We start from the raw sequence: 13,072 nt of genomic DNA on the forward strand, positions 1-13,072 counted from the left end.
TTCATCGAGAAACGGGCTGAGCGCCGAGAAACGGGTGTGTACACCCGTGTTTCGACGCTCAACCCGTTTCTCGGCGTGTGCTCGTCAGAAGAGCTGGCGGATGTTCGTGCGTGCGAGGTCGATGAGTTCGTCCCCCTTGCCCGAGAGCACCGTGCGGATCGCGTAGAGCGCGAAGCCCTTGGCCTGTTCGGCGGTGATCGACGGCGGCATCGACAGCTCCTGGCGTTCGGTGACGACATCGAGGACAGCCGGCCCCGGGTAGGCGAGGAATTCCTTGACCACCTTCGGCAGGTCCTTGGACTTCTCGACGCGGAAGCCCTTGATCCCGACCGCCTCGGCGATGGTCGAGAAGTCGGGATTGTCGAGGTCCGTTCCGAAGGTGACGAAACCGGCCGCCTTCATCTCGAGCTCGACGAAGTTGAGCGAGGAGTTGTTGTACACGACCGTCTTCACCGGCAGTTTGTTCTGCGTCAGCGTGATGAGCTCACCGAGCAGCATCGACAGTCCGCCGTCGCCGGCGAGCGCGATGGTCTGACGGTCGTCGAACGCCGACTGCACGCCGACGCTCTGGGACAGGGCGTTGGCCATCGACCCGTGGCTGAAGGAGCCGATGAGGCGGCGCTTGCCGTTCATGCTCAGATACCGGGCCGCCCACACCACGGGTGAGCCGACGTCGGGGATGAAAACCGCGTCGTCATCGGCCATCTCGTCGAGGAGGCGGGTCAGATACTGCGGGTGGATCGTCCGCTTTGACGGAGTGGCCAGTTCGTCGAGGTCCTTCCGGGTCTTCTGGTAGTGCTTGGTCAGGGACTTGAGATGAGTGCTGCTGCGGTTGGCTTTGATCTGCGGCAGCAGCGCCTCGACGGTGTCGGCGACCGTTCCGACGAGCGGAATGTCGACCTTCGTGCGCCGCCCGATCTGGGATCCGCGCACATCGACTTGGATGACGGTGGCGTCCTCGGGGTAGAACTGCTGGTAGGGCAGGTCGGTGCCGAGCATGAGCAGGGTGTCGCAGTCCTTGAGTGCGGCGTAGCCGGAGGAGAATCCGAGCAGACCGGTCATGCCCACGTCGTAGGGGTTGTCGGGTTCGACGAATTCCTTGCCGCGCATCGTATGGACGATCGGGGCCTGAAGCTTTTCGGCGATGGCGAGCAGTTCGTCGTGGGCGCCCTCGGTGCCGGCACCGGCGAGGATCGTCGTCTTCTTGCTCTTGTTGAGCGCCTTGGCCGCGGCTTCGACCTGGGAGGCTGCGGGGATCATGTGCGACGGGTAGGCCTTGACCACCTCGGCGGCGGCATCGATGTCGGCCAAGCCGATATCGCCGGGGATGACGAGGACGGCCACGCCGCGCTTCTCGATGGCCTCACGCATGGCGATGCGCAGCAGTCGAGGCATCTGCTCGGCCGAGGAGACGTTTTCGACGTAGACGCTGCAATCGCGGAACAGTTCGGTCGGGCGGGTCTCCTGGAAATAGTTCGAGCCGATCTCGTCGCTGGGGATCTGGGCGGCGATGGCCAGCACGGGAACCCGTGAACGCTGGGCATCGAAGAGCCCGTTGATGAGGTGGAGGTTGCCGGGTCCGCAGCTGCCGGCGCAGACCGCGAGTTCCCCGGTCAGTGCGGCCTCGCCGCTGGCGGCGAAGGAGGCGGCTTCCTCGTGACGGACATGGACCCATTCGAGCTGCGGGTTGACGCGGAGGGCATCGGTGAATCCGTTGAGCGAATCTCCCGGGATGCCGTAGACGCGCTTGACTCCGCTGGCGACAAGGGTATCGACGATGTTTCTGGCGACGGTGGGCATTGACTTCCTTCCGTTGAACCATGGCACCGGGGGTGCATTCACAGCCCCGGCAGGGGCGGCCCCGTGATCGAGGCCTTGACAGCACTTTCAGTCTAGCCCCGAAGTCCAGCAGGGCGGCTGTCCGATTCCTCACCCACGAATGCGGGAATATCTCCCGTATCGGTCTGGGAACGGCCTCGCCGAGGCGGCATTCACGTCTGCGCAGACAGCAGGGTCATACATCCGCGCACACCACCGTCGAGCATGGCGATGCCGATGAGCCGCCAGATCGGGCCGAGAACCAGGGCGATCAGCCACAGGCCGACGGGCCCGAGGCGGAGAGGACGACCGTCCGCGACCGTGTCGACGAGTGCTGTTCAAGGCTCGGGTACCTGAATCGGCCGGCCACCTGACCGAAGCCGACGAGGCCGAGGGAGATGGCCGCCAGACCGTAGTCGGCACCGCGTTCGATGATGAGCGGGATGGTGTTGATCGTCACCGCGAAGAGGGTGAAGGTCGCGATCACGATCTGGAGGGTGATGAAGCGCGGGTGACGGGTGACGTGGAGCAGTTCGGCCCGGCTCGGGCGTTCGGTGCGGTCGGCCGCCTCGTCGGTCCAGGTGCGGTTGAGGACTGGCGGTCAGTCCCCCGCGCGGCTTATCGTTCGTCGTCAAGGCCCTCGCCGAAGCGGCGCTCCGTTCCCACGCCACGACCTGTTCCTGCGCCGAGGTGACCCGAGGTCTCCACCTCGGCCGCGGTCCGCAGCCGGTTCAGAGCCGTATCCCACGGGATGCGTTCCTGTTCGAGCCGGACGCCTCCTTCAGCATGTAGTCGTTCGAGGGCACGTGCCTCGGTGCCGGTCAGATGCGCGAAAGTGCCGGTGCTCGGCTTCGGTTCCGGTACCCAGAGATCCTGGTGTGCGAGCAGAGTTGCTTCGTCCATGAGCACGGATTCGACCTCCGGCAGATGGCTGCGCAGGCGGTTGAGGATCGCGAAACCATGGGAGTCGAGGTCGCCCCAATAGATCACACGCGCACCGTCGATCCAGTCCAATCGAGCGACCCCGTCGACGGCATAGCCAGAGCCGTGTACGGCCACGGCACCCGGCCAATCCGGCATGGCGAGCACTGATTCGAGGTTCTCGAAGACGAAGACCAGCCTCGGCGATACGGGCAGTCGACCGAGTCGGGAGATCGGAGCGGTCACATCGTCGAGGGACGCGGCGGCTGCTCTGACCGAGGTGCGATCGACGGTGACCTCATGATCCACGGCGCCGATCAGGGCCCCGTCGAGGATACGCAGCCGCAGTCGCGGTTCGGCGTCGAGGACGGTCACCGCATCGGCGTGGCCGATCCCTCCGAGCAGGGCGGTGACGAGGCTGCGGTGGGTCTCGAACCACTTCGAGTCCACCCCGCGGATGGGCAGCTGTCTGGGTCGCAGCGATCCGAGCGGATGGGTGCACAGCCAGTCGACGACGTCGATGACAGTAACGAATGCGGCGTCGGACAAGGAGAGGATCCGTTTCGACTGGGAACGTATCGCCGCGGCAAGGGAGTCCCCGTCCGAGCTGGCCTCCGCGTCCGCGTCGCGAGTCGCCGCGAGGCCGTTCGATACGGACCCGAGTCGCTGCCGGATGCTGACGGCACGGTCTCGCAGCCTCCGCCAGTCTCGAGCAGTGTCGCCGCCGACGAAAGCGGCCACTGCATCAGGGGTCAACAATCGCAGTCGGACCGGAACACGTTGCCTGCCGACGCGGACCCAACTGCGTTCTTCCCAATCGATCTCGAGCTCAGCAGGAGCGCCCGCGGCAGCCGCCCCCGCACGCTCCCGGACCGCCCGCCAACTGCCGGCCCAGTTCGCGGCGGCAGCCTGATCGGAGAGCACCTGCTTCTCCGTCGGGGGTTTGAGGGCGACCTCGATTCGCACCTCCTCGACCTGCTCCGCCGCCCACGAGGCCATGGACGAACTCAGGCGCTTGCGCGCCTTCGCTCGGGCCTCGGCGACGGAGAGCATCGTCATTGGGCGTCCGACTCCTCGAAATCGAGCTCGACTTCACCGGCTACACGGACGCTCTCGGAGCTGTCCGCACCCGTGGAACCACCTGTCCCACCAGCGCCGACCGGCTCCTCGCCCGCGCCATCAGCCGAATCCGAATTCGAGCCCGACTCCGTTCCTGTAGCCTCCCCGCGCACGGACTCGTCCCACACCATCGTCGAGGTCAGGGTCTTCTGCCGGCTCGGATTCTCGATCGAGGTCGCCGCCCCCACATACGGTTCGATCGTCTGCAGCAGCTTCTGCGGGGTGGCCAGCACCATGTGGAACCCGAACTCGATGAAGATGTCGAGAGCCATCCGGGTGTAGCGGGTGTCGGCCTTGTCGAAGGCCTCGTCGAGGATGATCGTGCCGTATTTCGAGATCGCCTCGTCCGGGTCGGCCAGCTGATACCGCAGCGCTGCCGCCAGGCAGAAGATCACGAGCTTCTGCTGCTGGCCACCGGACATCGCAGCACCCGAATCGTAGGTGGCGTGCGCGCGCCCGTGATCGTCGATCTCCTCGGCGAGGAAGCTCACGTGCAGACGGGTGTCCAGGCATTGGGTCTTCCACACCTTGTCGACGTGCTCGCTGGAGGCGAATCGGCGCATCACCTCGGCGAGGGTGTCGTACTTCTTCTCCGCGGTCTCCATATCGTCCTCGCCCCAGCTGCCGCTGGCGACGAGTCGAAGATCGGCGATGAAGGCGTTGACGGTCTCGGAGCGGCGGGTCTTGACCTTGAGCCGCAGGTACCGGTCCTCGTCGAACTGCGAGCGCAGCAGGGACGAATTGATCGGGGCCACCCGATCCTCGATCTCGCGCGGAGCGGCGTGGATCTCGTTGAGGAGTTCGCCGATGAGGTCACGGGAGCGCTGCTGCAGCAGATCCCGGAAACGGTTCTCATGATCGGGCAGGCCGTGCGCTTCGATCTCATCGAGCATCGCCAGATAGGCTCGACGATCATCGACTTCGGCTGTCAGCTGGGACGATACCGACGGCCATGCGGCCTTGAACTCGGCGGCCAGCCGCGTCACGGACTGCCCCGACCGGCTTGCTTCGGCCTGGGCCCGGTCCTTCTCCTCCTGCAGCACCTGCGAGACCTGCTGGCCCACCTCGGCGAGGTTCTCCCGCTTGATGCTGCGTTGGATCTTGCGGAAGCGTTCGTCGAGCTGTTCGCCGAGGTGGCCCTCCACCTCCGCTACCCGACCGGAGTTGACGTCGTCTTCGATCCGGGTGATGTTCGAGCGCAGACCCGTCGAATCTTCGTTCGCTCGGCGCAGGGCATAGTCAGCGTCGTTCTTCGCTTTCTCGGCCGTGTCCTTGACCGCCTTCGCCTCACGTTCGGCACCGATCGCCTGCTGCAGGTCGCCGTCGGCGTCTTCGAGTTCGGCCAGCTGCCGTTCGAGAGTCGTGACTCTCTCGGCCGCGCCGTCGCGGTCGACGTCGCGCCAGGACTGTTCGCGAATGCCGGCGAGGATGCCGCGGCGGCGGTGGGCCTGGGCGGTTTCGGCGTCGGCTGCCGCGACCACGTGTTCGGCGGCGGCCAGTTCCGACTGAGCCTCTTTGAGGGATTCGACGAGGGCTTCGAGTTTCGCTTCGCGGTCGCCGAGGACCCATTGGCTGCGATCGTCGATGGCCCGCCGGTCGTCTTTTTCGTAGCGGGTGCGTGAGGTCTTGATCTGCCCCTTGACGGTGACGGCGCGCGGGTGGTCGTCGAGTTCGTCGGGGTAATCGACGCAGGCGAAGTCGAAGCGTTCGGACAGGGTGGCCCGGACCCAGTCGCCGAAGCCGGTGTCGGAGACACGCACCTTGTTCACCAGCGACTTCTCACTGCCGACGGGGCGAGGGCTCGGCACCGAGTGCGGGATCTCCTCGAAGACGAGTCGGCCGCGGATGCGGTGGGCGTCGACCCAGGTGCGCACTGCCGAGAGGTTCTCCGCCCGGACGAGGACGGTCAGTGCCATGGGGCGCAGCACTCGTTCGATCGCGCCGGTCCACCGGGCCTCGTCGGGGTCGACTTCGATGAGTTCGGCGGCGAACGGCAGCGCCTTCTCGCTCAGACCGGTGCCGGCGGCGAGTTCGGAGCGGATCGCCAGGAGGTTGTTCGGCACAGTCGATCCGGACCGGCGCAGCGATTCGATCTCACCTTCGAGTTCGCGCACCTTGGCCCTCGCTTGGGAGAACCGGTCATGGTCGGCGTGGCTGGGCCCGGCGACCTGCGTGTCGTCGTCGAGGCTGGAGGCGATCTGAGCCTGGAGTTCGGCGAACTCGGCGGCCGTGGTCGGGGCGTGCTCGATGCCGGCCTGCTCGAGTTGCCGAGCCAGTGACGCCCAGCGTTCGGCGATGGCGCGGCGTTCGGTCTCGGCTGTGTCGATGCGCTGCTGCAGGTGTTCGGCCTCGGAACCGCCGAGTTCGAGAGTGGCTCGCCTGGCCAAGTCGTATTCGTCGACGGCGGCATCGCAGTCGCGTTTCGCGCGGTCGGCGGTGACTTCGAGTTCGACGATCTGCCGCGTCAGCGCGGACAGGTCGGCACGCAGGATATCGAGCTCGCGCCGCTTCTGGTACGGCAGCAGGGCTTCGCTCAGAGCGATCGACTTCGCGGCGATGTCATTGGCGGTCTCGAAGCGGGAGGCGGCTTCACGCAGCTGGAGCAGGTGGTCGCGCTGTTTGCGCAGCTGCACGACATGGTCGTGAGCGTCCTTGAGGTCACCGAACTGGGCGACGGCAGTGTCTGCGAGGTCGAACGTCACCGGGGTTTCGAGCATATGGTCCCGGAAGAGCCGGTCGAGGCTGTCGAGGCTCTTCGCCGACTGGGTCTTGTGCAGCAGCTGCAGGGCGGACTCGTCGGCCATGCCGAAGGTCTTGCGCATCCGTGCATAGAACTTCCCGTGGGATCCGTTCGAGGTGATGACGGCATCAGGATGGTCGGCCTTGAGTTTGCGGGTCTCGAGGCCGGACCGGGCATAGTGCTGCAGGTCGGAGAGGTCGAGGTCGGCACGCTCGAGGACGCAGGCGTCGGAGAGGTCGGTCGACTTCGTGGCCGACCCCTTGATGAAGAAGAGCCGGGCCAAGGACAGAGGTCTGTCGCTGCCGTTGTCGTAGCGGAGGATGATTCCGCTCCAGGTGGCGCGCGGGCGCAGATACTTGCTGACGACGCGGTCTTCTTCGGAGTCGGCGGTCCGGGTCCAGGCTCCGCGGACGTAGCTGACGAGGCTGCGCTGGTCGAGGCGGGCACCCGCGGTCTGAGCGGCGACGTTGAAGCGCAGCCACTTGTCCGGGGTGAGGACGGCGGCGATGCCGTCGAGCAGCGATGATTTGCCGGAACCGGAAGGACCGGTGATGAGGTGGCCCTTGTGGGAGACGGGGATCCGGTGGATATCCGAGTCGAAGGTGCCCCAGTTCGCGATCTGAATCTCGCTCAGCCGCCACTGGCTGCCGACGTCGGGTCGGTTCGCTCCGCGGGCGCGCGCCTGATCGGCGACGAAGGCCGCGTCGAGCGGGAAGAGTGCCTCGGTCACGCGTCGTCCTCCTCGCTGACGGTGTCTGCATCGGCTTCGGTGGCGGCGACGGAACCGTCATCGGACTCCACCCCCGCCTCGGCGCCGGCATCGATTTCGGGATCCTCCCCGGTGTCGGCCTCACCTGCGGCGATGCGTTCGTAGACGGCGATGAGCTCGCGCACGCGATCCTCGTCGATGAGGAACTTCACCATCGGGGAGATCTCGAAGCGGTCCTCGCCGGCCTTGTGGAGCACCCGCAGCCGGTTGCTCATCCGCGACCACGCGCCGTTGAGGTTGCGCTGGAACGTCGATTCGTCGCCGGTGCGGTAGATCGCGAGGCGCTCGTAGACCTCTTCGCGGTCGACGATGACGCGCTTCTCCCCCGGCGCGGCCAGCAGCAGCTGTCGGAGCACGAGCAGCATGGCCGTGTCGAGGAAGGTCAGGCGTTCGCTGCGCACTGCGGCGGGGGCGTCGATTTCGTCGGTGACGATTTTGCGGGTGAACGCGAATTCGTCGACGCGGTCGATGACGAGGTCGAGGAACAGGTCATGCAGGCGTGAGCGGACGAGGCCTTCGTCGGCGACGAGCGCGGCCCACAGCTGCGGGGCCTGGGTGCCGGACACGTATGGTCCCTTGAGCAGTTCGAGCAGCACTCGGCGGGTGCGCTCTCCCAGCGTTCCTGTGTCTCCGGACCACAGTCCACTGGGGTTGTGGTCGAAACCGTCCGCGGATGTCGTGGTCGACTCGGCGACAGAATCGGTGGATTCCCTCGCCGAGGCGGCTCCCACCTCGGCGCCGAATGTGCGCTCATCTGCCGATGAAGTCCGGTGGGCACCATTGCGGGCTTCCACCTCGGCGGGGGCTGTGTCGTTGTCGTGGTCGGTGGGGCTCATAGGGTGATGCCTTCGGTGAAGTAGTGGCGGCGGATCGCGGCGGTGCGGGCGATGCCGTCGACGCCGGTCCACGTGAGGATTTCGCGGTTGCCGACATCGACGTGGCCATAGGTGCTGGCCAGGGACAATAACCCGACGACGCTGGCCAGGCCCTGGGTCGCGGGGTGGGTCTCGAGCACCTCGGCGACGGAGGCTTCATGGGTGGAGGTGAGTGAGGAGTTGATGTTTTCGGTGAGCTCGGCGAAGTCGATCTCCGATTCGCGAGCGACGGCGATGAGTTCGGCGAAGTCGATCTCCGAGTCAGTGGCCTCGCCGAGTTCCGCTCCGGCATCGAACTCCTCGGGGTCGTGGAGGATGACCTCACCGACGCTGCCCAGCGACACGCTTGAGAGTTCGAGGTCGATGCCGATCTCATCGTAGGGCTTGAGCTCCTGCGACACGGGCGCGGCCGCAGCGAGGCCCTCCTGGAGCAGGGTGCGCATGACGCGGTCGCGTTGGAATTCGTGGGAGTGGACGTAACGACGCAGGCCCCGGGCGAATTCGGTGAGGATGTCCGAGACCTCGTGGGAGCCGTCCTTCATCTGGCGCATCAAGGTGCGCAGGGAGCGACGGGTGGCAAGGGAGAGGGTGGCGGAGAAGTCCCGGTCGAGGATGGCCGCGATGTCGTCGTCGAAGGACGCGGACTGTTCGGGGTCACGGACGAGTGCGGAGAACGCCGAGAACGTGCGGCCCTCGTCAGAGGACTCGATGAGGTCGACGCCGCGGAAGACTTCGTCCAGTACTTGTGATTGGGAGTCCTCGGCGGCCAGTATCGAGATCCGCAGTTCCTGGTTGAGCTCTTCGAAGCGGGCACGCACGCGGGCGAAGTCGGCGGGCAGACCCTGTGCCTGTTGGAGGATGTCGCCCACGCGTTCGTTTGCGCGCCTGCGGTCGAGGACGACCGAACGCGGGTCGCCGCGACGGACGCGGGCGATCTCGGCATCGATGCGGTCGCGTTCGGCGCGGAGAGCAGCCAGTCGACGGGAGCTGTCCGGGTCGGTGTCGATGGCCAGCTGACGCACGGACTGGGCGAGGCTGACCAACCGGGATTCGGTGGCGGTCTGCGGAGGTGTGCGCAGCTGTTCGAGCATGCGGATGGCGTCGAAGCCGGCGGCGGAGAGCTCGTAGGTCTCGCCTCTGGCCCCGGTGGCGGGCCGGCGGACGAGGATCTCCGCGCGTCGCCAGTCATCACAGTAGGCCTTCGCGGTCCGCAGCGAGAGGTCGAAGTGGTCGCGGAGCTCTTCGAGGTCGGCATCGATGCTTTCGTGCAGATCCTCGGTGTTCATCCTCGTGCCGGGCCTGCCGAGGTGGGCGTCGAGGGTTCCGGCCATGACGGCGAGGTTGTCGGCCCGGAGCATGCGCAGGGTGGCATTCGATTCGAGCAGACGCCGGTAGGCGAGCGCGGAGGACAGGGCGGACATAGCAACTATTCTCGATGCACCGGCGGGTCCGCGCCAATTCGCGGCTCAGCGCCAGCGCATGCGCAGCACCGAGGCCATCGACCAAGGATCGCCTCCGCGCACGGCTGCAAGGATGCCGGCCCCGCCGGGACTGCGGGTGTAGATCGGTTCACCTCCTCCGATCCAGGTGTCCCAGGCGGCGGCGAAGGCCACGGCGCGTTCCTTCTTCGTCCCCAGCACGGCGGGCACGCCCACCCAGATCGGGTCGGCCTTCTGGGCGGTGCCGGTCCCCCACCTCAGCTGCGTCCACCAGCCACGCAGCCCATGGGCGCGCCTCGGCAACTGCCAGCACGGAAGCAGGTACCGCGGGTCACCGATCGGTGACACCGCTTCGTCGAGCGCGAGAGCGAAGGCCTCCGCCGAGGCGGGATCCGCGTCGAGGTGACACCGCAGGTCACCGCGTGCATCGATCCTCATCCGCACCGCGTCGGCTCCTGAACTGCTCAGCTCGAGGGAATGAAGCGCCTCGGCAACGGCACCGGCGATCTGCGCGACTGTCGGGGTGACCCCGTAGATGCGGTGCCTGCGACCGCCGGCAATGGTGAGGACGCAGGGCAGGCTCAGCAACAGTCCGACGGCGATGATGCCGAGGATCCACGCCGCGGCTCTGCTGCTCAGCACCGCTGTCGCCGCCATGACGAGACCCACCGTTGCCCAGACGATGAAGATCGGCATGCGAAGAGTGACGGGGAGGATCTTTCCGGGGTCGCCGTCGCGGTGCCGCGGCTTCGGGATGATGCCTTCAGCACCAGCAGCGGCATCAGCCGTGGCACGAGCGCCGTCGGAGGTGATTTCCGTCGGTGCAATCTCGGGCCGGGGATGATCGGCGACGATGCGCACCGTCCGCAGCTCCTCGTCGCGGTAGTCTGCGCCGACGTTCCACCGTTGCGCCACCTCGGTGCGGGCTTGCGCACGCGTGATCATCCGCGCATTGATGGCGTCGATATCGTCCTTGGGCGGGTGGAACGGCGAGAACGCGGGGTCGATATGGGCGACGCCGTCGACGATCTCGCCGCTGGAGTCGGTGCCGAAGAAGCCGTCGTGCTTGCGCACGAGTCGGCCCCAGTCCTGTCCTCCGCGCGGGTGGTCGGGGCTGATGCACACAACGGTCCAGTTGAGTGCGACCTTCTGTGCCCAGTTCGGATCTTCGCGCAGCGCCCGGCCGCGGGTCTGCGTCACGGCGGTCGGGGTGGTCGCGGTGGTGAGGTCGATGAGTCCGGTCACGGCCGGTGCATCCCAACCTTCGCCGAGCAGCGCCCGGGTGCCGACGAGCACCTGCGCTGACCCGGAAGTGAAGAACGAGGTCACGTACGGCGCCCAGTCGCGGCTCGTCCAACGCCCGTCGATGCGGCTGACACCGGCGACGGGATCGGTGACGCTGAGCCGGGCTGCGAGTTCGGCGTCGTCGCCGGCGATGAAGTCGATGAGCGCGCGCAGCACGTCCGGTGGTCCCGCGACAATGCGCCCGGAGACGAGCAGCGGGTTCAGATGTGCCGTCTGAGAGTCGGCGGCCAGACTCTCAAGGGTCAGGAGTGCGGATCCGGACCGTTCGTCGAGGACCGCGCGGACGTCTGCGGCCAAAGTCGCGGTGGCGGACTCGAAGTCGCAGAGGACGAGCATCCGCAGGTGGTCGCCGAGGGTCGCCGCTTCAACTGCGGCGATGTCGACACAGGCGCGCGGCTTCGACGCCGAATGGGACAGGACCCGATCGGTCGGAGACCGCCCGGCGGCGATTCCGTGGCGCGTCCAGCGGCAGCCGATCGCGGGCAGCCGACGGCGAATCTCCTCGGCGAGGTCCTGGTCGGACGCGGAGTCGGAGACGAGCAGGAGGTGTTGCATCCAGTCTTCGATGAGCCGGGCCCAGTCATCGGTGTCGGGGTCGCGGCGGTGCTGTTCGCCGAGTCGGGCTCCGGGCGGCAGACGCAGCAGAGCGGCGTGGTGGAGGCGCAGGGCCGCATCGCAGAGTTCGGGTCGCTGCCGGCTCATCGTCTGCCAGTCCACCGATTCGGCACGGTCGCCGAGGAATCGTCGGTCCACCCATTCGAGCAGCCCGATCGTGCCCTGGCCGGGGTCGAGGATGCCGGTGATGAACTCGGTGTGCCGTTCGGCCTGGGCCGACAGCCAGTCCTGTTCCTCCCGGGTGGGTTCGGTGACCCAGACGAGGTCCGCAAAGGGCACGAGGTCGCCTTCTCTGACGAGGGCGGGGATGGACGCGGAGTAGCGGACGGAGGAGAAGAGGTCGGCGACGAGTTCCCGGTGTCGGGTCGACATCGTCGCCGGTGGGGTGGCAGTGAGTCCGAGCACCCATACGTCGGGCAGCAGGGCCATCAGGTCGGCCAGGAGCCGACCCCAGACTTCGAGCAGGTGATGGCATTCGTCGAGGATGAGCAGCGTCCGTCCCCCGGAGACGAGGTTATCGACAAGGGCCCGGCCACCAGTGGCCAGGGAGTCGAGCAGGTCGCCACCTGGTCCAGAGGCGGGGGAATCGGTTACGCGGTCCTCGAGGTCGCGGTCCGTGGTGCGAGTGTCGTCCTCACGGTCGACGGTCTCCCGTTCCGTGTCGAAGACGGCCAGGGACTGGTAGGTCAGAGCGGTGAAGGTCTGGGTGAGTTCGCGTGTGCCTCCGGCGGGAGGACGCCCCTCGCCGAGGCGGTTCCATTCCTTGGCCCATTGACCTTGGATCGCCGTATTCGGGCCGAATGCCACGACCCGCTCGACGAGCTTCCGGTCGAGCAGGTGGGTCGCGTAGTCGATGCCGACGCGGGTCTTTCCCGCACCGGGAGGCAGGACGATCCAGGATCGGCGCTCATCGGCAGCGGATCCGTCGCGCAGAGTCGCGAGCGCTTCGTCTTGGTGGCGGCGCAATGGCGGTTGCATCGCAGCCGCCTCCCGTACGTTCTCAGTCATCGCCGCGCCCGCCGAAGACGTCCGGGTCAACAGGGCGGTCCCGCTTGGACATCTTGGTCACGACAAGACAGTAGGACTCGAGGACAAGATCGTGAAGCAGTTCGGCATCGAGCCGGTCGCCGCCAGCACTGTCTCCTTCCCCGGCCACGGTGATCCAGTGCTTCTTATTCATGTGATATCCGGGTGAGATCTCCGCATAGGCGTCTGTCAGCACCTCACCGTCGAGGGGATCGATCTTGAGGTTGAGGCTCGGGACTCCGCGCAGCTCATAGGCCATCATGAACATCTTCCCGCGTACCTTGTAGACGGCGTTGTCAGGACCGAAGGGATAGTCGATCTCGACAGACGGGTACTGCATGGCCTGCTCGTGGGCCAGGCGGAGCACGGTATCGGGATCCATGCGTGGAGATTAGCAAACGGCACTGACGCAGAACCGACGACGGCTTCTCCGCACGAACTGACG

8 protein-coding genes are annotated in these 13,072 nt (G+C 66.7%); all 8 read right to left on the minus strand.

Features of this window, described 5'->3' with window-relative positions; all coding sequences use genetic code 11:
• Positions 1-84: 84 nt before the first annotated feature.
• The 8 genes from poxB to CXR29_RS15555 all read right to left on the minus strand — a co-directional run bounded on the left by poxB (position 85) and on the right by CXR29_RS15555 (position 13,009).
• Complete coding sequence (gene poxB / locus CXR29_RS15520; protein ID WP_127365025.1) at positions 85-1,800, minus strand: ubiquinone-dependent pyruvate dehydrogenase; 1,716 nt, start codon at positions 1,798-1,800, stop codon at positions 85-87.
• 289 nt (positions 1,801-2,089) lie between these two features.
• Positions 2,090-2,305, minus strand: coding sequence for a hypothetical protein (locus CXR29_RS15525; protein ID WP_101555313.1), 216 nt, complete (start codon positions 2,303-2,305; stop codon positions 2,090-2,092).
• Positions 2,306-2,436: 131 nt separating this feature from the next.
• The gene (locus tag CXR29_RS15530; RefSeq protein ID WP_127365026.1) at positions 2,437-3,798 is read right to left on the minus strand and encodes a Wadjet anti-phage system protein JetD domain-containing protein; all 1,362 of its coding nucleotides are present in this window, start codon (positions 3,796-3,798) and stop codon (positions 2,437-2,439) included.
• The gene (locus CXR29_RS15535) at positions 3,795-7,328 is read right to left on the minus strand and encodes an ATP-binding protein (RefSeq protein ID WP_127365027.1); all 3,534 of its coding nucleotides are present in this window, start codon (positions 7,326-7,328) and stop codon (positions 3,795-3,797) included. Before CXR29_RS15535 ends, CXR29_RS15530 begins: the two co-directional genes overlap by 4 nt.
• Positions 7,325-8,203: a DUF4194 domain-containing protein gene (locus CXR29_RS15540; RefSeq protein ID WP_308297808.1), complete on the minus strand. Its 879-nt coding sequence runs from the start codon at positions 8,201-8,203 to the stop codon at positions 7,325-7,327. The genes CXR29_RS15535 and CXR29_RS15540 overlap by 4 nt, the downstream gene beginning before the upstream one ends.
• On the minus strand, positions 8,200-9,663 hold the full coding sequence (locus CXR29_RS15545) for a DUF3375 domain-containing protein (protein WP_127365028.1): 1,464 nt from the start codon (positions 9,661-9,663) through the stop codon (positions 8,200-8,202). The genes CXR29_RS15540 and CXR29_RS15545 overlap by 4 nt, the downstream gene beginning before the upstream one ends.
• A gap of 45 nt (positions 9,664-9,708) precedes the next feature.
• Complete coding sequence (locus CXR29_RS15550) at positions 9,709-12,609, minus strand: DEAD/DEAH box helicase (protein WP_127365029.1); 2,901 nt, start codon at positions 12,607-12,609, stop codon at positions 9,709-9,711.
• A complete protein-coding gene (locus CXR29_RS15555) occupies positions 12,602-13,009 on the minus strand; it encodes an MmcQ/YjbR family DNA-binding protein (RefSeq protein WP_101596057.1) in 408 nt (135 codons plus the stop codon). The genes CXR29_RS15550 and CXR29_RS15555 overlap by 8 nt, the downstream gene beginning before the upstream one ends.
• Positions 13,010-13,072 lie beyond the last annotated feature (63 nt).

The organism is Brevibacterium linens, assembly GCF_003999335.1.
Taxonomy (GTDB): domain Bacteria; phylum Actinomycetota; class Actinomycetes; order Actinomycetales; family Brevibacteriaceae; genus Brevibacterium; species Brevibacterium linens.

Excerpts from the sequence above, each read along its gene's own strand:
- poxB (WP_127365025.1), bottom strand. The coding sequence starts at position 1,800 with ATGCCCACCGTCGCCAGAAACATCGTCGATACCCTTGTCGCCAGCGGA.
- CXR29_RS15530 (WP_127365026.1), bottom strand. The coding sequence starts at position 3,798 with ATGACGATGCTCTCCGTCGCCGAGGCCCGAGCGAAGGCGCGCAAGCGC.
- CXR29_RS15540 (WP_308297808.1), bottom strand. The coding sequence starts at position 8,203 with ATGAGCCCCACCGACCACGACAACGACACAGCCCCCGCCGAGGTGGAA.
- CXR29_RS15545 (WP_127365028.1), bottom strand. The coding sequence starts at position 9,663 with ATGTCCGCCCTGTCCTCCGCGCTCGCCTACCGGCGTCTGCTCGAATCG.
- CXR29_RS15550 (WP_127365029.1), bottom strand. The coding sequence starts at position 12,609 with ATGACTGAGAACGTACGGGAGGCGGCTGCGATGCAACCGCCATTGCGC.
- CXR29_RS15555 (WP_101596057.1), bottom strand. The coding sequence starts at position 13,009 with ATGGATCCCGATACCGTGCTCCGCCTGGCCCACGAGCAGGCCATGCAG.